17 protein-coding genes, 2 pseudogenes and 3 riboswitches are annotated in these 25422 nt (G+C 35.4%); of the genes and pseudogenes, 8 read left to right on the top strand and 11 right to left on the bottom strand.

Annotated features, from left to right (window positions below):
* Positions 1–55: 55 nt before the first annotated feature.
* Positions 56–157: riboswitch (TPP riboswitch) on the bottom strand.
* 61 nt (positions 158–218) lie between these two features.
* Positions 219–1958: a methyl-accepting chemotaxis protein gene (locus AC1DMU_RS20635; RefSeq protein ID WP_088061608.1), complete on the bottom strand. Its 1740-nt coding sequence runs from the start codon at positions 1956–1958 to the stop codon at positions 219–221.
* 143 nt (positions 1959–2101) lie between these two features.
* Positions 2102–2186: riboswitch (cyclic di-GMP riboswitch) on the bottom strand.
* A 283-nt stretch (positions 2187–2469) separates the two neighbouring features.
* Between AC1DMU_RS20635 and AC1DMU_RS20630 the strand changes: the two genes are divergently transcribed.
* On the top strand, positions 2470–3783 hold the full coding sequence (locus tag AC1DMU_RS20630; RefSeq protein ID WP_000498712.1) for an anaerobic C4-dicarboxylate transporter family protein: 1314 nt from the start codon (positions 2470–2472) through the stop codon (positions 3781–3783).
* 115 nt (positions 3784–3898) lie between these two features.
* Here AC1DMU_RS20630 and thiE read toward each other — a convergent pair whose 3' ends face one another.
* The gene (gene thiE, locus AC1DMU_RS20625; RefSeq protein WP_060486905.1) at positions 3899–4558 is read right to left on the bottom strand and encodes a thiamine phosphate synthase; all 660 of its coding nucleotides are present in this window, start codon (positions 4556–4558) and stop codon (positions 3899–3901) included.
* Between the two features lie 16 nt (positions 4559–4574).
* Positions 4575–5390, bottom strand: coding sequence for a hydroxyethylthiazole kinase (gene thiM, locus AC1DMU_RS20620; protein WP_350453582.1), 816 nt, complete (start codon positions 5388–5390; stop codon positions 4575–4577).
* A 63-nt stretch (positions 5391–5453) separates the two neighbouring features.
* Positions 5454–5563: riboswitch (TPP riboswitch) on the bottom strand.
* Positions 5564–5835: 272 nt separating this feature from the next.
* Between thiM and topB the strand changes: the two genes are divergently transcribed.
* Positions 5836–8025, top strand: coding sequence for a DNA topoisomerase III (gene topB, locus AC1DMU_RS20615; protein WP_088061602.1), 2190 nt, complete (start codon positions 5836–5838; stop codon positions 8023–8025).
* A gap of 41 nt (positions 8026–8066) precedes the next feature.
* Here topB and AC1DMU_RS20610 read toward each other — a convergent pair whose 3' ends face one another.
* The 4 genes from AC1DMU_RS20610 to AC1DMU_RS20595 form a co-directional block, all read right to left on the bottom strand.
* Positions 8067–10982, bottom strand: coding sequence for a YhgE/Pip domain-containing protein (locus AC1DMU_RS20610; protein ID WP_088061599.1), 2916 nt, complete (start codon positions 10980–10982; stop codon positions 8067–8069).
* Between the two features lie 306 nt (positions 10983–11288).
* Positions 11289–12080, bottom strand: a complete 792-nt coding sequence (locus AC1DMU_RS20605) for an endonuclease/exonuclease/phosphatase family protein (protein WP_088061595.1) — start codon at positions 12078–12080, stop codon at positions 11289–11291.
* Between the two features lie 4 nt (positions 12081–12084).
* Positions 12085–13722: a PTS transporter subunit IIBC gene (locus tag AC1DMU_RS20600; protein WP_000705549.1), complete on the bottom strand. Its 1638-nt coding sequence runs from the start codon at positions 13720–13722 to the stop codon at positions 12085–12087.
* Between the two features lie 205 nt (positions 13723–13927).
* On the bottom strand, positions 13928–15592 hold the full coding sequence (locus AC1DMU_RS20595) for a glycoside hydrolase family 13 protein (protein ID WP_060486900.1): 1665 nt from the start codon (positions 15590–15592) through the stop codon (positions 13928–13930).
* Between the two features lie 181 nt (positions 15593–15773).
* Here AC1DMU_RS20595 and AC1DMU_RS20590 point away from each other — a divergent pair.
* Positions 15774–15956 (top strand): annotated as a pseudogene (locus tag AC1DMU_RS20590) (BBE domain-containing protein); the annotation flags it as partial.
* Positions 15957–15986: 30 nt separating this feature from the next.
* Here the strand turns inward: AC1DMU_RS20590 and AC1DMU_RS20585 are convergent.
* Both AC1DMU_RS20585 and AC1DMU_RS20580 read right to left on the bottom strand, forming a co-directional pair.
* Entirely contained in the window at positions 15987–16913 is a 927-nt protein-coding gene (locus AC1DMU_RS20585) for a methyl-accepting chemotaxis protein (RefSeq protein ID WP_414017849.1), read from the bottom strand.
* A 15-nt stretch (positions 16914–16928) separates the two neighbouring features.
* Positions 16929–17114, bottom strand: a pseudogene (locus AC1DMU_RS20580) (HAMP domain-containing protein); the annotation flags it as partial.
* Positions 17115–17488: 374 nt separating this feature from the next.
* Between AC1DMU_RS20580 and AC1DMU_RS20575 the strand changes: the two are divergent.
* The 3 genes from AC1DMU_RS20575 (at position 17489) to AC1DMU_RS20565 (ending at position 19913) form a co-directional block, all read left to right on the top strand.
* Positions 17489–18211, top strand: coding sequence for an amino acid ABC transporter ATP-binding protein (locus AC1DMU_RS20575; protein ID WP_064477213.1), 723 nt, complete (start codon positions 17489–17491; stop codon positions 18209–18211).
* Between the two features lie 121 nt (positions 18212–18332).
* The gene (locus tag AC1DMU_RS20570) at positions 18333–19127 is read left to right on the top strand and encodes an ABC transporter substrate-binding protein (protein ID WP_088061591.1); all 795 of its coding nucleotides are present in this window, start codon (positions 18333–18335) and stop codon (positions 19125–19127) included.
* A 93-nt stretch (positions 19128–19220) separates the two neighbouring features.
* Complete coding sequence (locus AC1DMU_RS20565) at positions 19221–19913, top strand: amino acid ABC transporter permease (protein ID WP_000461606.1); 693 nt, start codon at positions 19221–19223, stop codon at positions 19911–19913.
* A 53-nt stretch (positions 19914–19966) separates the two neighbouring features.
* On the opposite strand, the gene desB is transcribed toward AC1DMU_RS20565, so the two are convergent.
* Positions 19967–21052, bottom strand: coding sequence for a Delta(10) desaturase DesB (gene desB, locus AC1DMU_RS20560; protein ID WP_064477210.1), 1086 nt, complete (start codon positions 21050–21052; stop codon positions 19967–19969).
* A 580-nt stretch (positions 21053–21632) separates the two neighbouring features.
* On the opposite strand from desB, the gene AC1DMU_RS20555 reads away from it, so the two are divergent.
* Positions 21633–23159 carry an FAD-dependent oxidoreductase gene (locus AC1DMU_RS20555; RefSeq protein ID WP_088061589.1) on the top strand — a complete coding sequence of 509 codons (1527 nt, stop codon included), beginning with the start codon at positions 21633–21635 and terminating at the stop codon, positions 23157–23159.
* A gap of 142 nt (positions 23160–23301) precedes the next feature.
* Positions 23302–24603 carry an MFS transporter gene (locus AC1DMU_RS20550; protein ID WP_088061587.1) on the top strand — a complete coding sequence of 434 codons (1302 nt, stop codon included), beginning with the start codon at positions 23302–23304 and terminating at the stop codon, positions 24601–24603.
* A 15-nt stretch (positions 24604–24618) separates the two neighbouring features.
* Here the strand turns inward: AC1DMU_RS20550 and AC1DMU_RS20545 are convergent, their stop codons facing one another.
* Positions 24619–25401 (bottom strand): nucleotidyltransferase domain-containing protein, encoded by a 783-nt coding sequence (locus tag AC1DMU_RS20545; RefSeq protein WP_088061585.1) that lies wholly within the window; start codon positions 25399–25401, stop codon positions 24619–24621.
* Positions 25402–25422 lie beyond the last annotated feature (21 nt).

The following is a 25422-nucleotide window of genomic DNA, read 5'->3' as shown; positions in this document are numbered from 1 at the left end:
TTTCCTACTGCGTAGGAAAGCCTTGTATGCAAGTTATTATAGAATAACATATGCTACATCACTTTAAGTAACTCCCTACGCTGGCATTATCCAGATCAGGTTGAGGGTCGATGTTTGTTTACATCCTCTCAGCCAATTGGCTCCCCGGTCCTTAATTCGTTTTCATTGTAGCATGATTTATTTTATTGAACAAACAAAAGCACGTATAATCATTTCATTTAACTTTTGAATTCCCCTATTAACTCTTGTAACTCCTGTGAAAGCCAGCTTAAAGAACTAGCTAATTCAGCAATATCTTGTACAGACATTTCCTGTTCTTTCATACTTTCTTCAATATTATTACTACTATTTGCATACTTATTTGCAATAAGTGATAGTTCATTTACAACACGAACAATATTTTGGCTATTTTTCAATATATCACTTGAATTGCTAGAAACAACTCTAACTTGATTTGTAACAGATTGTGCTGATTTTGAAATTTTTTCAAAGAAAGCACCACTACTTTGAAAAAGTTTAATTCCGGATTCTACTTCTTTTGAAGCTTTTTGTATTGAAACAACAGCTTCTTCCGTTTCAACTTGTGTTTCCCCTATTAATTTCGCTATATCTTTTGCTGATGCTTCCGTCTGCTCTGCTAATTTACGCACTTCATCAGCAACAACGGCAAATCCCTTTCCGGTTGCCTCAGCACGTGAAGCTTCAATAGAAGCATTTAAAGCTAGCGAATTCGTTTGATTTGAAATACCTGTAATTACATTTACAATATCACTAATTTCTTTTGATCTTGTTTCCAAAGAATGAATGATAGAAGATAAATCTTGTACTGCATTTTGTATTATGTTCATTTGATTAATCGTCTGTTCAATAACACCATTTCCTTTTACTGAATGATGCGTCGTACCTTCAGACTCTTTCGCCATTTGTTTTGTAATATTAGTTATCTCTTCCATCCTATCTTCCATTTCATATACAATACCTAAGTACTTTGGTACTGAAGTTTCTTGTGATTGAACGCCAGCCCTTAACTCAACTATAGAACTTACGATTCCTTGGACTGCCATGCTATTCTCTTTCGTACTCACTGACAATTCTTGCGAAGATGAGGAAACCTGTTCTGCTGTCTGCTTCACTTTATCTATAATTCCTTTAAACTTCTCAATGGTATTATTAAAATACGCATTAATAATACCAATATCATCTGGTCTTTCCTCTAATTTAATACTTAAATCACCTTCACCGACTCTGCGCAATCCTTCACGTAAATCCCGCAATGGAGCAAGTGCGTTACGCACAATTAAGAATTGAATAAAAGTTGCAATTAAAACAGAAATACAAATAAACATTAAACCTTGTATAATAAACTTTTCTTTTGTACTAGGAACAATAGAAGCATCTACATCAGCTGCAACAAGTGCCACAATGTTACCTTCTCCATCCTTAATTGGCTCTAATATCGTTACCCATGTTCCTAATGCGTCTTCATATACTTCTGTCATGTTTGCTTTTTTTGTGCTCATTACTTTATCATATGCTTTCATCCAAAGGTCTGGTTGTTTATAATATTCTCCCGGCCTTACTTCAACAACATTTGCTAAACCTGTAGATAAATCAATGATTTGTAGCTCACCTTTTTCATTTTTTTTCGCTCCAACAATATAGGTTTGTCCAACACTGTTCAATTCTTCCGTTGATTCATCTAATTTCTCTGTTAACTTCTCTCTCTTTTCTCTTTCTGCCGTTGGGTCTTTTGCAACATCTCTCAATATTTCTGCGTCTAATTTATGTAATACCGTATCTCCTGTTTCAAAAGAATGCCTTTCAAATATAGACATCATGCTATTTTGAAACATGTTAAAACTTAACGCTCCCATAGTACCGACAAGCGTCAAAATAACTAACACAGTTAACAATACATTTTTTTGAAGAAATGATAGCTTATGCCAATATCTTCTCATTAACATCACCTTTCTTAATTAACTTACTATAAAGTAACGCTATTAAAATATACACTTTATTAATAAATGATAACGACTCTCATTTGTTTATAAACAAAAAAAAGACCAATGAAAAGAGCATTGGTCAAGACCAACCCTATCCGTCCGGTAACTGGCTAGCATAGCCTTTCGACCTTAGCTCCTGTAGTTTTGCGTCCTAATGTTTCCATCAGTTTGCCTTTCTCGCTGAACGAGTTGAACGATATGGGAGTTCTATGAGAATTAAATTATTCTCTATCAAAGATTACAACATAAGAATTAAAATGTCTACCTATTTAGAGATGCAAATGTAAAGTTTCAAGGTATTATTTTTTCGAAATAATTTAACAAAGTTCGTGAATGTTACATTTCTTGTGTTATATAATAAAAAATGTATATAACACAAGGATTATTTTGGGTATTTGTTTTAATTTTCGTTCAAATTAAATTATTCAAATATATCTTAACTAATGAATTCCGGAGGTAGTTTATCATGTTTTGGCTACAATTTCTTACGTTACTACTCTGCATTTTTATTGGCGCACGCCTAGGCGGAGTTGGTCTAGGAGTAATGGGTGGCGTTGGTATGGCAATACTTGTTTTTGTCTTCCACTTACAACCTACAGCTCCTCCTATTGATGTAATGCTTATGATTTTAGCAGTAATTACAGCTGCCGGTGCACTGCAAGCTGCTGGAGGAATGGACTACCTTGTTCATCTAGCTGAGAAAGCATTGCGAAAAAATCCAAAGCGCATTACATTCTTTGCTCCAATTGTTACTTATTTATTTACACTGTGCGCAGGAACTGGTCACGTTGCTTATTCTGTACTTCCTGTTATCGCAGAAGTCTCTCGCGAATCTGGGATTAGACCGGAACGACCAATGTCAATTGCCGTAATCGCTTCCCAACAAGCAATTACAGCTAGCCCTATATCAGCTGCAACAGTTGCACTTTTAGCAATGCTAGCTGACTATAAAATCACCTTATTAGATATTTTAAAAGTAAGTATTCCTTCTACCTTCATCGCTTGTATGGTAGCTGCATTTGTTGCTAGCAAAATGGGGAAAGAATTAAATGAAGACCCTGAATACTTGAAACGTTTAAAAGAAGGAATGATTCCTAAAATTGAAGAGAAGAAAGAATTTGTTGGTTTAAAAGGCGCTAAACTATCCGTTATCCTTTTCTTAGTAGGAACTTTCCTTGTCGTACTTCTCGGTTCATTTGAAGCACTTCGTCCAGGATGGATGGTTGACGGGAAGTTAATTCGTCTTTCCATGCCAAACACAATTGAAATGGTTATGTTAACTATCGCAGCTCTTATTATTATTTTCTGCAAACCAAATGTAGAAAGCATCGTGTCTGGTAACGTCTTTAAAGCGGGGGCAACAGCTGTTGTTGCTATTTTCGGTATCGCTTGGATGGGAGATACTTTCTTTAACGGAAACTTAAATATGATTCAAGGATCAATTCAGCACCTAGTAACAAGTGCACCATGGCTATTTGCCATCGCATTATTCATTCTATCTATTTTACTATATAGCCAAGCAGCAACAGTACGTGCTTTAATGCCTCTTGGATTATCACTCGGTATTCCACCAGCACTACTAATCGCAATGTTCCCTGCAGTAAATGGATATTTCTTCATTCCAAACTATGGAACAATCGTTGCTGCCATTAACTTCGATCGCACTGGTACAACAGGTATTGGTAAATATGTTTTAAATCATAGCTTTATGATTCCAGGCCTAATCGCAACATTCACCTCTATCGGAATCGGAATGCTCCTAATATCAATTATGTTTTAAAGAAAAAGCACAAACCGATAATTTTAAAGGGTTTGTGCTTTTTTAATCAAACGTTTGTTTAAATATTTTTAACTGTCCATTATGTTCTTTTCTATTTTTGTGAAGTTCCGTTTTCCTACAAACCCCTATTTACTTCCTCAACTAGCTTCTTCGTACTTTCATACGGAGATTCAGCTAAACTAATCGCGGAAATAATAGAAACGCCGTCCGCACCTGCTTCTATAACTGACGCTGTATTTTCAATTGTAATGCCACCAATCCCGACGATCGGTATTGTAATTCCTTGCTCTCTAAAATAAGCTAAACCTTTCGTTCCTTGAACTGCTTTCGTATCTTTTTTTGTACTCGTTGGGAAAATAGGGCCAACACCTAAATAATCAGCTCCGTTTTCAATTGCCCAGCGTGCTTCTTCAATTGTATGTGTAGATACACCAACAATTTTATCACCCATTTTTTCACGAACAGAAGTAATTCCTTCATCATCTTGGCCAACATGCACGCCATCTGCATCTAACTCCATAGCTAGTTCCACATCATCATTTACGATGAATGGTACACCGTACTCTTTACAGACTGCTTGTAGTTCTTTCGCGAAACAAATACGTTTCTCTCCCGTTAAAGCCCCTTCCCCCTTTTCACGAAATTGAAAAATTGTTATACCACCTTCAAGTGCATCTCTCAATACTTGTAGTGGCTCCTTCGCACAATTGTTACTTCCCATAATAAAATATACTGATAATAATCTAGACATTTCAGCCTTTGTAATACAGGGCATCTAGTTCACCTCCTTACTATATAAGCTCAATCTTCCCATACTTCTCAATATCACCCGAAGTGGTATTCGCTAACTGATTTAAAAATTCAATTTGGAAACTACCAGGTCCCTTTTCCACTGTCTTAGCAGCTGCCAGTTCCGCAGCTACACCATAAAACGTTAATGCCACTACTGCTGCCTTTACATAATCCTTTTCTACTGCTACAAATGCTCCTATTACAGAAGTTAGTAAACAACCAGTTCCCGTAACTTTCGTTAAAATAGGGTGACCATTTCGAATAAGGATCGTTCGTTCTCCATCTGTAACAACATCTTCTTTTCCAGTAATCACCGCTACTGTATTTAATTCATCCGCTGCCTGCCTTGCAATACTTACGACATTGCCATTTCCAACACCGGCGTCTACCCCTTTAATTTCCCATCTCTCATTAATAACGTTCGCTATTTCAGCTGCATTTCCGCGGATAATCGCTAAATCAATTTCAGCCGGAATATGTCTCGCAACTTCTGTTCGATACGATGTTGCTCCTGCACCAACTGGATCAAATAGTACTGGTACATTATTCACATTTGCTGATTTACCAGCAAGTAACATCGCTTCTACCTCTTCAGGACGAAGTGTACCCATATTTAAAACAAGGGCTCCCGCAATGCTAGCCATTTCTGCTACTTCTTCTTTCGCATACGCCATTACAGGTGATGCTCCTAACGCTAACAAGCCGTTAGCTGTAAAATTTGTTACAACAACATTTGTAATATTATGCACGAGTGGATTAGACTCTCTCACCAAATCCACTACTTTACTAATTTCTTTCATATTCATCCTTTTCATCTCCTAACTATAGTGATGGGAGATACACAAAAAGGCACTTTGCGCGTACGCAAAGTGCCTGAACATGTGCTTTTACACTCTCCCTACGCTGGCATTATCCAACAGGTTCAAATGGTCAATGACGGATTAGTCATACTCTCAGTTTGCATCCACAAACTCCCATGTGTTTATTATTCATCTACTTCAAAGTCTACTCTTATTCTAGTAAAATAACAAGTTCTTTACTTTTCTATTTAATATAGGAGCAACTAATAAAACAATAAGCATAATAAATAAGTATCTATTTCTCATAGTCTCATCATGGCGCATATTATGTTCTGTCGCCATCATTCACCCTCAAACAGATGTTATCCCACTAAAAAACGTTCAAATCTGGAGCGAAACTGAATCTCAAGAAGATGTATGCTATAGTTAACGTATGGAAATTTGAAAGGATGTTTTAAATATGGTAAAAAGCGTTGTAATCGCTGAAAAGCCTTCCGTTGCACGTGATATTGCGCGTGTACTTAAGTGCGATAAAAAAGGAAATGGCTACCTTGAAGGTAGTAAATATATTGTAACTTGGGCTTTAGGTCATCTCGTTACATTAGCTGATCCAGAAAGCTATGATGTGAAATATAAACAGTGGAATTTAGAAGATTTACCGATGCTACCTGAGCGCTTGAAATTAACGGTTATTAAACAAACAGGGAAACAATTTAATGCTGTGAAGAGTCAGCTACTTAGAAAAGATGTAAATGAAATTATTGTAGCGACAGATGCTGGACGCGAAGGCGAATTAGTCGCACGTTGGATTATCGATAAAGTTAAAATACAAAAACCTATTAAGCGTTTATGGATTTCATCTGTTACTGATAAAGCAATTAAAGATGGCTTCGCAAATTTAAAACCAGGTAAAGCATATGACAATTTATACGCTTCGGCTGTCGCACGTTCAGAAGCTGACTGGTACATCGGTCTTAACGCGACTCGCGCTTTAACGACTCGCTTTAATGCCCAGCTGAATTGCGGCCGTGTACAAACACCTACTGTCGCTATGATCGCTAATCGTGAAGATGAAATAAAGAACTTCAAAGCTCAAACTTACTACGGTATCGAAGCACAAACAACGAATCAGTTAAAACTAACTTGGCAAGATGCAAATGGTAATAGCCGCAGTTTTAATAAAGAAAAAATTGATGGTATTGTAAAAGGTTTAGATAAGCATAATGCTACCGTTGTGGAAATTGATAAAAAACAGAAGAAGTCATTCTCTCCTGGTCTTTACGATTTAACTGAATTACAACGTGATGCAAATAAAAAGTTCGGTTACTCTGCGAAAGAAACATTAAACATTATGCAGAAATTGTATGAGCAACATAAAGTTCTAACGTATCCTCGTACAGATTCACGCTATATTTCATCTGATATCGTTGGAACACTTCCAGAGCGTCTAAAAGCATGTGGCGTTGGAGAATACCGTCCTTTAGCACATAAAGTATTACAAAAGCCTATCAAGGCTAATAAATCATTTGTTGATGATAGTAAAGTAAGCGATCATCACGCAATTATTCCGACAGAAGGATACGTTAATTTCTCCGCCTTCACAGATAAAGAACGTAAAATTTATGATTTAGTTGTAAAACGTTTCTTAGCCATTTTATTCCCAGCATTCGAATACGAACAACTAACGTTACGCACAAAAGTTGACAATGAAACGTTCATTGCACGAGGAAAAACAATTTTACATGCCGGCTGGAAAGAAGTATATGAAAACCGCTTTGAAGATGATGATGTAATGGATGACGTAAAGGAGCAACTTCTACCTCGCATTGAAAAAGGCGATACATTAACTGTAAAGTTAATTATGCAAACATCAGGTCAAACGAAAGCACCTGCACGTTTTAACGAGGCAACTTTACTTTCAGCAATGGAGAATCCTACAAAATATATGGATACGCAAAACAAACAACTTGCTGATACGTTAAAATCAACTGGTGGATTAGGTACTGTAGCGACACGCGCAGATATTATCGACAAGTTATTCAATTCGTTCTTACTTGAAAAACGTGGTAAAGATATTCACATTACTTCAAAAGGCCGTCAGCTACTTGATTTAGTGCCAGAAGAACTGAAATCTCCTACACTAACTGGTGAATGGGAGCAAAAACTCGAAGCAATTGCAAAGGGTAAACTGAAAAAAGAAGTATTCATTTCAGAAATGAAGAACTATACGAAAGAAATTGTTTCTGAAATTAAATCGAGTGATAAAAAATATAAACATGACAACATTTCAACAAAGTCTTGTCCAGACTGCGGTAAACCAATGCTAGAGGTAAACGGCAAAAAAGGAAAAATGCTTGTATGCCAAGACCGTGAATGTGGTCATCGTAAAAATGTATCTCGTACAACAAACGCTCGTTGTCCGCAATGTAAGAAGAAGTTAGAATTACGTGGTGAAGGTGCAGGACAAATCTTTGCATGTAAATGTGGCTATCGTGAGAAATTATCCACATTCCAAGAAAGACGTAAAAAGGAATCTGGAAGCAAAGCTGATAAACGCGACGTTCAAAAATATATGAAACAGCAGAACAAAGAAGAAGAACCATTAAACAATCCGTTCGCAGAAGCATTAAAGAAGTTAAAATTCGATTAAACAAAAAGGTTCCTACCACTATCGGTAGGAACCTTTTATTTTTAATGAATAATTTTACTTCCTTTAGCGTTCTCAACAAACTTTTCACTCGATTTGTTAATTGGTGTTTTCAGTAATAACGCAGCAACAATCATAATTACTACGAAAGCACTTAACACAAGTAAATCTCGCGTTACGATATCCCAAAGCATTCCACCTACTGTTTCACGAATTGCACTAATTGCATATGTGAACGGTAAGAACGGATAAATTGCTTGGAAGAACGCTGGTGTCATTTGAATTGGGAATGTTCCGCCCGATCCTGCTACTTGCAGTACAAGTAAAATAATCGCCATCGATTTCCCAACGTTTCCGAAAATAGAAACAAGTGAGTATACAATACAAACGAAGACTCCACCAATAAATAAACTAAATAACACAAACCAGAACTTATCGACTACGTACGTACCGAGCAAGAATATATCTCCCATCGATACGATAAACGCTTGTGAAAGACCTATCGTTAAGAATGTTAATAAACGTCCGAAGTAAATTTCATGGCTCTTATAATTCGCGCCTTCTTCATGCACTTCTACTGTTAATAATGAAACCATTAATAATGCGCCTACCCATAATGCAAGCACTGTATAGAATGGTGACATCGCTGAACCGTAGTTTGGCATCGCAAATAACTTATTCTCTTTTAAATTGACTGGATTCGCGAAGTAATCACTTTGCTTTTCAACATCATTTTTTAATAAGCGTATGATGTCTTTTAAATCCTCTTCAGATTCAAAATCACGAATTTTATTTGCTAATTCTTTAATCTTTTTCTCAGTCTCCGGCATTTCAGCTTTAATATCTGCTAATTTTTTTCTACCGTCTACTAAGCCTTTTGATGAATCTTCTAGTAATTTTTTAACATCTGGAAGCTTTTTGTCTGCTTCTTTTAAAATTTGAGATGTGTTTTTAGACATCTCTTTTGTGCGAGCAATTGCTGCATTGAAATTTGGAGTGATTTCCGAGTCATATTTAGCTAAAATGTCACCTATTTGAGCCGAAGTACTTTTAGATACTGCGTTAATACTTTCAATAACATCTGCTGCTGGTTTTTGACCTTTATTAATAGCGTCAATTCCTTTATCAGTTAAATCGATTCCTTTTTGGAAACCATCTTTTAATTTATTCAATTTAGCAATCGTGTTATTCATGTTTTTATCACTATTTACATCTGCTAAAACTTTATTCGCATTTTCCATAACAGGAATCGTATCATTAACTAAATTCTTTCCAGCTTGTAACTCTCCTCTTATATCATTTAAAGCTACTTTTGTAGAATCTAATCCGTTAATCCCTTTATTATTCAAGTCTTCTCTTGCTTTTCCAAGCTCCGTTTTTAATCTGCTGTAATTATTTACAGCCTGATCATAGCCTTCTCTACCATTGTCTAATATCTCGTTAACTTTTTTTATTTCTTGATTTAAATTCTGTTGCGCATTTCCAGCTTTATCTTTTAATTGTTCAGCCGTACTTACCGCTTTTTCAAAATCTGCTACAAACGTCGCATTATAATCTGCCTCCGCTTGGTTTACCAAATTATTTATTGCATCTAACTTTTTATTAGTAGCATCTCTTACATCTTGTTTCACTTCTTGCCCTGTACCTATAATATTAGCGATATCTTTAACGCCACCATTTGCATTTTCTATAGCTGATTTAAGATTCGTTAATTTATCTATACGTCTTTGGAAGAAGTCTTTTCCAGAATCAGTTGGTGCAGATTCTTTAAATTTAGTAAAGACATCAATTAAATATGAAACACTATCCACACGACCTTGAAGATTCTCAGAAACCTTATTAAGATCTTGTTTCGCTTTTTCTGGATCAAAATTACCATTTTGTAACCCGTTTATAACTCCTTGTGCATAAGTTGTTCCAACACGTATTGAGCCGAATACATTATTTACAGTTTGATCAATATTTTTAGCTATATCTTTATACAATTGACCATTCACCTGCGGTAATTCTGGTATCTGCGGAATAGTTATATTAGGTAACACTGGGAATTTAGATGGATCTGGAAGTGCCAGATTGAAATCAACAGATGGATTTTTTAAGAAATCCGTAATTGCCGCCGCACCATTCAAACCTGTTTGCATTGCAATTAAATTATTCTTAATAGTTCCCGGAGCACGATTCAATGTTTCATCATTTCTCGCAAAGAACGCATCTAAACTCTTAAGTGTATCCTGCCCATCATTAATAACACTCTCTACAACCGGCAACTCTTTTTGCGCCACTTTCACAACATCTTCTGCTCGAGTTGCATCATCTAACGCCTTATCCATTAATGTATTCATTTCTGGGAACTGCGCTTCTAACTTAAAGACAAGGTCTTTTACTTTCTCGATACTTGGTAAGTTTGTTTCTAAATCGATTCCAAGGTCATTGAAGATTTTAAAAATCTCACCGTTTGCTGTTTTAACGAAGTTTTTACTAATTTCTTCCGTAATACCTGATGCACCTTTTGCTGTAATTTTCGGTGCAATCGCATTTACTTTTTCATTTACATAGTAATCAAGTTCTGGCTTTTGTGGATTTTCATCCAGAACAGTTGCAATTTTTTCAGAGAAGTCTTTTGGGATTGTAATACTTGCATAATAATCCCCACGCTCAACTCCGTAAATCGCCTGCTTTTGGTCTACAAATTTCCAACCAAGATTCTTGTTTTTCTTTAGAGAATCTACAATCTCGTCCCCGATATTGATATCTTTCCCTCTTAAATTAGAGCCTGCATCTTGGTTAGAAACGGCAATGGGAACCTCTTTTGTATTTCCATATGGATCCCAAGAAGCTTTAATGTTAAACCATGCATATAACGATGGTAAAATCATTAATCCTAAAACAATAACAATTGCAGCCCAATGTTTAGCTACATTCCGTAAATCTGTCTTATAAATACGCCAAATTTGTTTCATAGAAGTTATCACCTAATTATATATTTTTCCTTCTTTAGAAAATGATACATACATTTTGCAATTATATCACTTTCTACATCGTGGATTAAACGAAAATACACTATTTTTCCCATTAAATATTTCACTTACTTCATTATATAACGAAGTAAAAAAAGTATGCATACAAAATGACCAAATTAGTTTTACATTCAATAATAACAAATATATAGGAAATGTCATAAAAAATACAAGTATTTTATCTTGGCAATACTTGTATTCCTCAAAAAAATCCTCACAGCTTTTCATCATCTGTGAGGATTTCTTCTATTATATATCTACTTGTACTTCTACACCGAAATGATCTGAAATTACATTTCTGTTCGTACCATTAAAAATGACTTTTGAAGAACAAACTTTTTCACTTTGGTTACACAATATTAGATCGATTCGTAAGTTATGTTTATTTTCATCCCAACCAGCAATCTCACCTTGGACAGTTGTTCCTTCATCCTTCTCTATCGCTAGTTCATATGTGTCATACAAACCTTTTTGCATCATATATTCATAGCCTTCACCTTGTAAACGAGCGTTATTATTAAAATCACCCATTAAGAAGGAAAGTTCATTACTATCTACACGCCCCATCAAACGATTAACTTGATCTTTGAATGATTCTTCTTCATCATTCCACCAACCGAGGTGGCAAGAGTAAAACGTGATGTTCTTATCATTATAAGCAATTGTCGCACTTACAATTTTGCGTGTTTTCCAATACGTTGTATCCTTATTTTCTGAAATAAAGAACGTATCTTCTTTTACAACATTATGCTTCGTTATAATCGCTAATCCTTCTTCATACACATCATAACCAATATGAGAGAAATCCCAAGTAATATTGTAATCTTTTACATGTAATGCTTTTAACTCTTCTAATAGTAAAAGTCCAAAATTATCTTCTTTCTTGTTACCGCATACATTTTCAGCTTGTATCGACTGACTTACTTCTTGCAATGCGATGACATCGTACTCTTCTTCTTGAATGACTTTAGCAAGATATTTTATCTTTTCCAGTTGATTCTCTTCTTGCCAAGAGTGACAGTTTAAAGTTAGCAATTTCATCTTATTACGCACCTAACATATCTTGAATGTCTGACTTTAATACGTCAGCTTTCGGACCATATACTGCTTGTACACCTTTATCTTTTACGATAAGTCCTAAAGCACCATTTTGTTTCCACTGTGCTTCTGGTGCAACAACATCTAAATCTTTTACTGTTACACGTAAACGCGTCATACAAGCATCTACGTCAGCAATATTTTCTTTACCACCTAATAAATCAATAACTTTTGTTGCTAATGAACCATCCTGTACATTTCCTGTTCCTTCTGATGACTCATCTTCATTATCAATATAGTTACCTGCACGTCCTGGTGTTGGTAAATTGAATTTTTTAATTAAGAAATTGAATAATGTAAAGTTCAGACCGAAGAACACTAATGAAACGATAACGAAATTGATTAAATCTCTTGTTAGTCCTGCATTAACCATCATCGGTGTACGAGTAATTAATTCAATAAATCCAAATGCGTGAACACGTAAGTTAATTAAATCTGCTAATGCGAATGCAAGTCCTGTTGTAATTGCATATACAACATATAATACTGGAGCAATAAACATGAACATGAATTCAATTGGTTCTGTTACACCTGTTAAGAATACTGCTAATGCAGCCGATAAGAACATTGGTTTATATTTTGCACGTTTTTCTTTATCAACATTACGGAACATCGCGAAAGCAATACCCATTAACGCTGCTGTTGAGCCAATAACTTGTCCAGCTTTGAAACGAGCTGGTACAACGTTATTTAATAAATCGTTATATGCTTTCGTATCTCCATTTGCTAGTAAATTATTTAAGTCTGTAATCCATGCAAGCCATAAAGGATCTTGTCCTGCTACAATTTGTCCAACTTTTGAACCAGTTAACATCGTATATGTTCCGCCTAGCTCTGTGTAGTTCATCGGAATCGTTAACATATGATGTAAACCGAATGGTAATAGTAAACGCTCTAACGTTCCATATACAAATGGTGCAACAACTGGTGCACTATCTTTAGATGCTGCAATCCAGCGACCGAATTCATTTAATCCACTTTGGATGAACGGCCATAAAAGTGATAATACAATTGCAGTGACTGTAGACCAAACAATTACAACGAATGGTACGAATCGTTTTCCGTTAAAGAATGCTAATGCCTGTGGTAGTTTATTATAGTTATAATATTTGTTATATAGAGTAGCTCCTAAGAAACCTGTAATAATCCCTACGAAAACTCCCATGTTTAATGCTGGTGCACCAAGTACAGAAGTAAAGTAATCTTTTACAACTAAATCTCCTGCTAATACTGAAGAAACTGTCGCTTTTGAATCAGCTAACATTTCAGCGTTTACGCCAAATATAGCTCCTGTAATTCTGTTTGTTAAGACGAATGCTAATAGCGCTGCAAATGCACCACCTGCACGATCCTTCGCCCAAGATCCCCCAATTGCTACTGCGAATAAGATGTGTAGATTTGTAATGATTGCCCAACCGATGTCTTCCATTACGCGAGCGATTGTATGAACTGCGTTAATATCCCCAGCAGACATCCCAATTAACTTACCGATAGAAATCATTAAACCAGCTGCTGGCATTACAGCTACAACAACTAATAATGCTTTCCCGAACTTTTGCCAAAAATCAAAAGACGTAATTTTCATCTGTTCTTCCTCCCCTTTATTTATAACAACATAATGATTTAAATGATAATTTCTGTTTCTATTATGAAAACGATTCCTTACGTTACTTTATTTTTATCTTTACGCAACCGTTTTCATAAATCTATTTTAATAAAAGCGTTTTCACTTTGCAACAGAAATTTATTTTTTTTCATAAAAAAAGATGCTCTAAGAGCATCCTTTTTTATTATGAAATGCGATAAACCCTTGTTTCATAAGGTTTTAACGTGATTGAAGTTACTTGTTCATTTTCCGCAACTTTATAGTTATTTAAAAGCAAACGTTTGCGTTCTAGTGCAAATGAACCTTCATTATACACAGCTACCTCTTTTGAGATATTACTAATTACAACGATTTTTTCATCGTTTAATGTACGAGTATATGCATAAATTTGCGGATCATCTTCTAAAAGTAAATCATACGTACCGTAATTCAGTACATCGTGCTCTTTTTTCAAGGCAATCATTTTCTTATAGAAATTGAAAATAGAGTTCTCTTCATTCTTTTGCTTTTCAACATTAATTTCTTTATAGTTTGGATTCATACCAAACCAAGATGCACCTGTTGTAAAGCCAGCATTCATCTCATCGTTCCACTGCATAGGTGTACGTGAATTATCGCGGCAAGAAGCCCATATAATTTCCATCATATCTTGATGTGATACGCCCTCTGCAATTTTCTCTCGATATAAATTTTTAATTGCTACATCATCATAATCTTCAATATTTGGGAATTGAACATTTGTCATCCCAATTTCTTGTCCTTGATAAATAAACGGTGTACCGTGCATAAAGAAATACATTGCTCCAAGAGCTGTTGCACTTTCACGCCAATATTGTTTATCGTCTCCCCAAGTTGAAACGATACGTGGCTTATCGTGATTCTCAATATATAAAGCATTCCATCCTTTATTTTCTAACCCTTTTTGCCATTTCGTTAATACCTTTTTCAAACCTACAACATCAAGATCTTTCTTCTTTTCTGCATCCCATAAACTTAAATGTTCGAATTGGAATACCATATTGAACTTACCTTGCTCTTCTCCAACCCAAAGCTCAGCATCTTCAATCTTAACGCCATTCGCTTCACCAACAGTCATAATATCATACTTAGAAAACGTATTTTCTTTTAACTCTTCTAATAAAGGTTGAATACCATCCACATTCATATGTTTATCAAAAGATGGTACATACTTTAGTTCTTTTGGATTTGGCATATCTTTGAAACCATCTTCTTTTTTAATATGGCTGATTGCATCCACTCGGAAACCATCAATTCCTTTATCAAGCCACCAATTAACTGTATCGTATAACACTTCGCGAACCTCTTTATTCTCCCAGTTTAAATCTGGTTGTTTACGCGAGAATAAGTGTAAATAATATTGTCCTGTTACTTCATCATATTCCCATGCCGAACCATTAAAAATACTTTCCCAGTTGTTTGGTTCCGCACCATCTTTACCATCATGCCAAATATACCAATCACGCTTCGGATTGTCTTTAGATGAACGTGACTCAATAAACCATGGATGTTCATCACTCGTATGATTAATAACTAAATCAATAATAAGCTTCATATCACGCTTATGAACTTCATCTAGTAAAGCATCAAAGTCTTCCATCGTACCAAATTCATCCATGATATCTTGATAATCACTAATGTCATAGCCATTATCATCATTAGGTGACTTATACATTGGACAAATCCAAATTACATCTATACCTAAATCTTTTAAATAATCCAGTTTTGCAATAATACCTTGTAAATCTCCAATACCATCACCATTTGAATCCATAAAGCTACGCGGATAAATTTGATACGCAACCGCTTCTTTCCACCATGTCTTTTTCATAGTCATTCTCTCCTTTTGCATCCCATCAGAAATTTATGCAAACGTTTTCGTAACACTATCATAACAAAATATGAATAGTTTGCAACTGTTTTCATTGAACTCTATGTAGATTCCTTATTCTTATGCTTTATTTATTTCTCACAAAAGCAAATCTCATTCCTCACCTGCTCTTGTCCACGCACGTTACATATGCTCGGTTAAAGATTTACGAGACAGCTTTATCAATTGGCCCGATATCGACATTAAAAATTGGCAAACTAGTTATTACGGCCCTAACTTTCAAAGATTGCGTAAAGTGAAAACCATATATGATCCTTGCAATGTTTTTCGTTTTCAACAAAGTATCCCACCCTTTCATACGTAAAAAGGAAGAACAGAATGCTGTTCTTCCTTTTTACATTGAAAATCGTTCAATTGTTTGTTTCAAGTCTGCTGCTTGCTTTTCTAAATCCTTTAACAATTGATCGATTACTACCATATTTTTAGATTGTTGCAACGTCACACGTGCTACTTCTTGTGAACCAGCTGATGTTTCCTCAGCAATTGCTGCTACAGCCTTCGTCTGTGCTCCGGTTTGATGAATGTGACTCACTTGTTCGTTCATATAGCCACTAATTTGCTTCGTTGCATCGGCAACTTCCATAATACTTGATGACATTTCTTTTAAAATTAATTCAGTAGCTTCCCCACGTTTCGCCTCTTCTTTAGCCGTTTTCACTTGCTCTGTCATTTTCAATGCGACTTGTTGCACTTCTTCTTGCATATTCCGTAATAACTGCGATATATTTCTTGCAGAATGATCGCTTTCATCGGCAAGTTTACGTACTTCTTCAGCTACAACTGCAAAGCCCCTTCCATGCTCTCCAGCACGAGCTGCCTCAATAGAAGCATTCAGTGCTAATAAATTCGTTTGACTAGCAATCTCACTCACAACAGAAACAATATGTTCTACTTGTTTCATTCGTTCTTCTAATTTCTTTACATTTTGCATCGAATTTTCATTTTCTTTTGCCAATGTTTGAATACCTTGAATTAAAGAAGTAAAGACTCGTGTACTTTGCCCTAAAGCTTGAACCATTTCTAAAGACAGCTCGTCAGACTGTTTTGCTTTTTCTTCTACTTCACTCGCAATAGAAGTTGTTGTATCAACAGCAGAAACAATCGCCTGAATGGAAGCTGCTGATTGCTCGGCGCCAGAAGAAATTTCTGCAAGGGTTTCAGACACACCTCGTGCTTGCTTTGTTGCTTCCCCTGTTTGCCTTCTAATTTGCTGAACTTGATTATTTGTATACGAAAATGTAGTATCAATATTTTTTACCATACCTCTTAAGTTCCCAAGCATCATATTAAATGCAACACTTAAAGATTTAATCTCATCATCTGTTTTTGGTAACGGGACATCTTCACGAATATCGCCATCGGCCGCTTTCCTTGCAGCCTCCTCCAACTTTCGAAGTGGTTTAATTAAAAAGATTGCTGCTCCATACGCTAAAATTCCAGACCATACTACACCTAATAACATAACGATAATATTATAAACAGTTTGACTTACATAACTTTGAAAATAATCGTATATCACGTAAATAAAAAATATACTTGTTGAATATGTAATAAAAGCTAAAACTGTAGTAAATAGCATAAGTTGTGTACGTAAGCCAAAGGAAAATGTCTTCCTTTCTTTTTCCATCTCTTCTTTCCCCCTTTTTATAAGCAACATAAGTACTACCTATATATTATTATCCATATTTTCGTTATAGAAAGATATAGGGATTTTTAAAATCATTATTTCTTTGAATATCAAATTACCCGAAAAAAATAAAGGATTCTGACAATTTATGACTAATAACAGAAATAAGGGGCAACATTTGTAAAATATATTTTGACTGGGGGTTTTGTATGATTCAGGTTCGAAATCTAGTAAAATCATTCGGCTCGCTTGATGTTTTAAAAGGAATTGATTTACAAGTAAAAGAAAAAGAAGTTGTTGTTTTAATTGGTGCCAGTGGTTCCGGTAAAAGTACATTACTTCGCTGTCTTAACTTTTTAGAAATGTACGATGAAGGTGAAATTCACTTACAAGGTGAACGAATTGATCCACAGCATTCAAATTTAAACAAAGTCCGTGAAAATGTCGGAATGGTTTTTCAGCACTTTAACCTCTTTCCTCATATGACCTCACTAGAAAACATCATAGAAGCACCTATCCATGTAAAAAAATTAGAAACAACAAATGCAAAGGAAATTGGAAATCAGCTTTTGCAAAAAGTCGGTCTACAAGATAAAGCAGATGTAACTCCCCACCTCCTGTCAGGTGGTCAAAAGCAGCGCATTGCCATTGCACGAGCTCTTGCCATGAATCCTAAAATTATGCTATTTGATGAACCTACCTCAGCCTTAGACCCTGAACTTGTTGGAGAAGTATTGCAAGTTATGAAAGAACTTGCTGAAGAAGGAATGACCATGGTTATCGTTACTCATGAAATGAATTTCGCAAGAGATGTAGCTGATCGCGTCATATTTATGGATGACGGAAAGATTGTAGAGGACGCTCCGCCAGCACAATTCTTTTCAGCTCCATCACATGAACGAGCAAAACAATTTTTACGCAACGTTTTATAATGTAACTTCTGTTTCAAATGAAAAGAAATACATTCATACGGTGCACAACTAATTGTCCAAATAAAATATCTCAGTAACATACTTAAAACCATCCGTATGATCAATATATAGGAGGGGTTTTATGAAAAGAAAACTATTAACCATTGTTGCGAGTATTACATTATGTACATCCTTCATACTAGGAGCCTGTAGTAAGGAAAGTGCTACTACTTCTTCAAATGGTAAAAAAGAATTTCGTTATGCGATGAGTGGCTTATATAAACCTTTTAACTATAAAGAAAATGACGGAAAGCTTGCCGGTTTTGATGTGGAAATTGGTGAGGCACTTGCGAAAAAAATGAATATGAAACCCACTCCTATTACAAATCCATGGGAAACGCTAATTCAAGGTCTACAATCGAAAAAATATGATGCTATATTGGGCAGTATGGCAATTACAGAAGAACGCTTAAAAGCTGTTAGTTTCTCAAATCCTTATTATCGTTCTGGTGCCCAAATTTTTGTGACTAAAAAGAATACATCTATCTCTTCTCCAGAAGATTTGAAAGGTAAAAAAATTGGTGTTGTAAAGGCTAGTACCTTTAAAGACCTTGTTGCAAAACATACAGATCAAATCACAGAATATGACAGCGATATTACTGCACTTATGGACTTAGAGCCTGGACGTATTGATGCAGTAATCACTGATCAAATGGTTGGTTTACGTATGATCAAAGAAGGTAAATCAAATATAAAAGAAGCTGGAAAACCATTAAATCTTGATGAAATGGGAATTGCTATTCGTAAAGATGATAAAGAAATGGTTGAGAAAGTAAATAAAGCTTTAGATGAAATCATTAAAGATGGTACGTATGAAAAAATCAGTAAAAAATGGTTTGGGCGTAATATTCTCGGCGAAGAGGAAAAAACGAAGTAAATTAGCTAGTCAAATGTTTCATACATTATGCCCCACTTTTTATGTGGGGTATTTCATTCCCTACCAAAATCCATACAATATGAGGTGACACATATGTTTGAAATTTTTATGTCTACTTATCCCACACTCTTAAAGGCTACTATTGTCACATTACAATTAACACTAACATCCCTATTACTTGGTTCACTAATTGGATTACTATTCGCTTTTTTTCGAATCTCTAACAATAAGATTTTAAATAGTATTGCTCATGTATATATCGCCATTATTCGTGGTACACCTTTAATTGTTCAAATTGCCATTCTCTATTTCGGTATTACATCGATTATTGTCTTCACTCCTTTTTGGGCAGGAGCAATTGCTTTAGCAATCCATAACGGTGCATATATTACTGAAATTTTCCGCGGTTCCATTCAATCTGTCGACCGTGGACAATTGGAAGCCGCTCGTTCTTTAGGTATGCCTTATCCTTTAGCAATGCGCCGTATTGTATTACCGCAAGCATTTCGTCAATCTCTTCCTCCTTTAGGAAATCAGTTTATTATTGGATTAAAGGACTCTTCTCTCGTTGCATATGTAGGATTGTCCGAATTATGGGGATCAGGTTTATCAATTGCTGCAAGTAACTTCCAACAATTAGATACATACATAATCGTTGGTTTATATTACCTCGTACTTGTTCTTCTATTTACTTATTTTGTTAATCTTTTAGAGAAACGATTACAAAGAAAAGAAACAAATTCAGTTCAATTTAGCAAAAAGAATAAAAAAGAAGTCTCTTTATAAAAAAAAAGCAAGCCTGAAATGGCTTGCTTTTTCACTGCAAAATATATCAATTTTTATTGATTTACTTTTTTAATACTCTCTTCTTCCTCTATATGTTCCTCACGATATGAAATATTATGAGGATCTAGTCCATTTCCTAAAGAACCATAGAAATGCTCTCTATGCGGATCCACTAATTCACTTCCTTGATAATACACACGTGGTGTATTCCATAGCGCTGCCAAAGCTTTTGTCATTGGCATCTCATGATAGCGTTCCGGCCACATTTCTTTAATTTTCTCTTTTACTAACGGATAGTATTTAGAGCTCATAGCAGGGAACAAATGGTGTTCTGTATGATATGAGAAATTGAAATGTAAAACGTCTACCCAGCGCGGCACTGTTACTGATAAACAGTTCGCTAACGGATCATTTACTGGAACAATTGGATTTAAGCGATGATTTGTTGCGATATATGCCATTACAATAAAGTTAGCAATTAACAATGGAATTACATATGCAAATAACCATTTTCCAGGTCCCATAATAAACAATAAACTAATCCAAACAGTCCAAGGCAAAAGAAGTTGAAGCCATACAGATTTTTGATTGGATGACTTAAATTCCTTTATAAAATGAAAGAACATTCGAGTCGAATGTAACGTAAATTGAATGGTTAGTGACAGAAAACTAAAGAATGAACGAACATGAAGAGGCATGCGATATACCCACCTTAAAAACTTACTCTTTTTCAGTTTCTCAAGTGTAGGCCATGCATCTGGATCATTTTCTTCATGTTGTGTATGAACATGATGCGTTGCATTATGCCACTTTCTCCAAAGCTTCGGGCCAGTTGATAATGGCATAAATGCTATCGCGCCTAAAAAATCACGAAGCCATGCTTTTCTTACAACAGTTCCATGTAAAATTTCATGTCCTAAAAATCCAAGTGAAGCAAAACATAATCCAAGAACAATCGCAATTCCTAGATTCGCCCACACATTCAATTCAAATACACCAATCGATATTAACCCCGCCAATGCCACAAGCAAATAAGCCAGTCCACCAAATAAACGTGTAGGAACTGGTTTAAATGCTTTTTTCGGCAAATGTGGTGATACACGTGCTGCATACCACCCAAACGTATGAAGCTCCTTCATCCTTTTGCCCCTTTCTTATGCCGCGTCTTGCGCAACTTACATATATCAATTCTTGCTTCCAGATTGATTTTACTAGCTGATTAAAAAGCATCTATGTATAAGGAAAATATACTCACTCTATCGTCACTTATCTTTTCGCTTTTATTATCAATGAAAAACATTTCTCTTTTTACTCTCTATCAACCTTTCCACATGATGAATCATATCAATAGAATTTCCATATTGTCAACAACTTTTATGACCTAGTAATAAAAGTTGGTTATATTTTTATAATCATACTTTATTCCACTAAAGAAAAAACATAGATTTTATAAGGTTTTACCCATTATGCATATATATATGCTGACATACTATAGACTCTATCTTATTCAAGAACTCTCTGTGTAAACAACAAATAAACTCACCTGAATCTAGCTTTGCACAACTCCTATCTCTTCATACCGACAACACCAAAATTATATTAAAATAATTTTATCTTTCTTTTAATAAAAATAGGCTCTCTCTAAAACAGCACACATGAATTTCATATCTTATGGAAATATTAAAAGGAAAATTGTTCTAAAATCGGGAGGTTTCTATAATGACAAGCGATACATTTCCACAATTCCCATTATCTTATTGGATTGAATCTACTCAAATCCCTGCTTTTCCCCCTTTATCTGAAAATATAAAGACAAAAGTTGCCGTTATCGGTGCCGGTATTACAGGTATTACTACTGCCTATTTACTTGCGAAAGAAGGCATCGATGTTGTTTTAATTGATTCTGGTCTTATTTTAAATGGAACGACTGGGCATACAACAGCAAAGGTAACAGCACAACACGATCTTATTTATGATGAATTAATAAATCATTTTGGTTTGGAAAAAGCGAGGCTTTACTATGAATCAAATAATCATGCTCTACAATTTATAAATGAGACGGTGAAAACATATAAAATCGACTGTAATTTCTCAAATGAAGATTCATATTTATATACAACTACTGATAATGGATTAAGAAGTTTATCAAAAGAATATGAAGCCTATCAAAAATTAAATATACCTTGTGACTATGTTCAATCTCTATCGATTCCGATTCCAGTACAATCTGCACTTGTCATGAAAAACCAAGGACAATTCCATCCCCTCCTTTATTTGAAAACACTTTTAGAAAAGTTTGTAGAGATGGGTGGAAAAGTTTATGAACAAACAACAGCTATTGATGTGGAAAAGGGTGATTATCCACAAATCATTACAAAGAGCGGACATCGCATCACTTGTGAATATGTTGTCTCTTGTTCACATTTTCCTTTTTATGATGCGAATAGCTTTTTCTTTACACGAATGTACGCAGAACGCTCTTATGCTCTTGCCATTAAAGCAAAAACAGATTATCCAGGTGGCATGTATTTAAGTATTGATGATCCAAAACGCTCCTTACGCTATACAACAAACAATGGAGAACAATTAATTTTAATTGGCGGAGAAAGTCATAAAACAGGACAAGGAATAAACACGATGCTTCATTACGAAGCACTGTATTCTTTTGCGGAAGCAACGTTTGGAGTAGATGAAGTTCCCTATAGATGGTCAGCACAAGATTTAATCACGCTAGATAAGCTTCCTTATATCGGACATATTAACGAAAGAAATCCAAATATATTTGTTGCAACTGGATATCGTAAATGGGGAATGACAACTGGAACTGCTGCCGCTCATTTACTGAAGGACTCCATTCTAAAAGTCCACAATCCCTATAAGGAGCTGTATGCACCATCACGCTTCCATGCAAATCCAGATATAAAAACATTCCTCTCCCAGAACATTGATGTTGCGAAACATTTAATTGAAGGAAAGATTGAAACCGCATTACGTAAGCCAGAAGATCTCGAAGTTGGTGAAGGATCTGTCGTACATGTTAATGGGAAACGAGCAGGTGCTTATAAGGACAAAGATGGGAAATTACATATTGTCGATACAACTTGTACACATCTCGGCTGCGAAGTTGAATGGAATAATGGTGATTGTACTTGGGACTGCCCTTGCCATGGTTCCCGCTTTTCAATTGAGGGAGATGTTATGGAAGGTCCAGCAGATCAACCGTTAAAACGAGTTGATAATGAGTAAACAAATAAAGAAGTTCAACAGGATTCCTGTTGAACTTCTTTATTTGTTATAAAACCTTTTCAGATAAACTTCGACATAAGAAGGGAAATATTAACATCAAATAAAATAATATATTTATCTATAAATAAAAGGAGGGAATACTATGCAAACTTCAGCTTCACCTCATCTAGAATCTACAAAAACTATCTTTTCAAGCTCTATTACAAAACTTGTTGTTTTTATTTGTTGGCTAGCCATTCTAGCTGATGGATATGATTTAGGTATTTACGGTGCCGTTCTGCCAAAGCTCCTAGAAGACAAAAGCTGGGCACTTTCACCGGCACACGCTGGTACAATTGCTAGCTATGCTTTATTTGGGATGTTTATTGGCGCTATTCTAGTTGGAACCATTACAGATCTAATTGGACGAAAATGGACGCTTATATGCTGTTTAGCACTTTTCTCCATCACAATGGGCCTTGCTGCACTTGCTCCTTCCCCTGAATTATTTGGTTTATCTCGATTTATCGGAGGAATCGGATTAGGCGGTGTTATTCCAACAGCTTCAGCACTTACTGTTGAATATTCACCAAAAAAGCGACAATCTTTTATTTATGCTCTTATGTTTACTGGCTATCCTTTAGGTATCGTGTTAGGTGCTATTTTGTCTATGTTTATGTTAGAAGATTTCGGATGGAGAATTATGTTTGGCATCGGAATGATTCCACTACTCCTCATTCCTTTCATCATTCGTTATTTACCTGAATCCATTCAATTTTTGTTATCACGTAATCGACAAGAAGAAGTGGAACAAATCCTTAATCGTTTTCAAATTGAATTCAATGCAAAAGAGGAAACTCATCAAGCCCCACCTAATATACGAAAGAAAAATGGATTTCTTACGTTATTCTCAAAAGAGTACATAAAAGCGACGCTGCTTTTTTGGATTACTTATATAATGGGAATGTTTTTAATATACGGTTTAAACACTTGGTTACCGCAGATGATGCGCCAAGCAGGATACCCTCTTGGATCTAGTCTATCATTTTTACTTATGCTAAATATTACTGCCGCTATCGGTGCATTATTTGCTGGAGCAATCGCGGATCGTATAGGGGCTAAAATTGTTATTAGCATCTCCTATCTTATGGCAGCTATATGTATTGGACTATTAACAATTAAACCATCTGTTACAATCATTTATCTTTTAATCGGCCTTGCTGGAATTGGATCAGTCGGTATTACTCAAATATTAAATGCATATGTAACACAATACTTCCCATCCCATATCCGAGCTACCTCCTTAGGCTGGGGACTTGGACTTGGCCGAGTTGGTGCGATTGCTGGTCCTATTCTTGTCGGTATTATTATGACAATGCAATATGACTTAGCATGGAATTTTTACTTATTCTCATTCGCGGGTCTTCTTGCAGCTATATCTGTTTTCTTTATTCCTACAAAATAAAAAAAGAGCACAAACTCACTTGTGCCCTTTTTCATATACTTCAAACAACATATCTCGAAACAATGTATTTAAACTCTCAATATCGATTCCTGATCCCTTTTCAATTCCTTTTACATATTGCTGATAGTAATGAATTTGTTCTTCTAAAAATTGATTCAACACCTCAATTTTTAATCCAACATCTAATTCAGTACCTGCCTTTTTCTTTATTAACAACTGTTCAATTTCATCTAATACGCTACGTTCTAACGATAATTCTGTAATCAATCGATCGAATTCTACAGGTGGTAAAGTTGTTTTCTCCTCTAGCCACTTACAAGCTAAAATCGGACGCAATACATAAAAGTATTTTTTCAATTTTACGTTCTCACCTTGCAAAAATTCACGATAATTTTTTGAAGCCATATGTAAGTAATGATATATCGTTGCTTTTGGATCAAAGTGCTTATCACTCATTTGCTGAAGCTGTTCTGGAAAATGAGAGTTTTTCGAATAGAAAATCGGTGATCGAATCCATTCGAGTAAAGCTGGGTTTGACTTTGCGAATAACTGTAACGCCTTTTTAATATCCCACCCGCTTATATCTAAATCATCACTAATCGGATACTCAATTACATCTCGTTTATCATGAATTGATAAATACCACTCTACCGGATGCATATAAACAAATCTAACATCATAATCACTATCTTTCGATGGAAATCCCCAAGCACGACTCCCTGATTCCACTGCAAATAAAATTTTCACATCATTCTCTTGTTCAATTCTTGCTAACTCCACTCTAATTTTCTCTCTCATTTCATACCCTCTCCATTTTTT

The sequence above is a fragment of the Bacillus sp. 01N45 genome (assembly GCF_056399205.1).
Note: the sequence above shows the minus strand (reverse complement) of the source record. Positions and strands in the feature narration are given on the sequence as shown.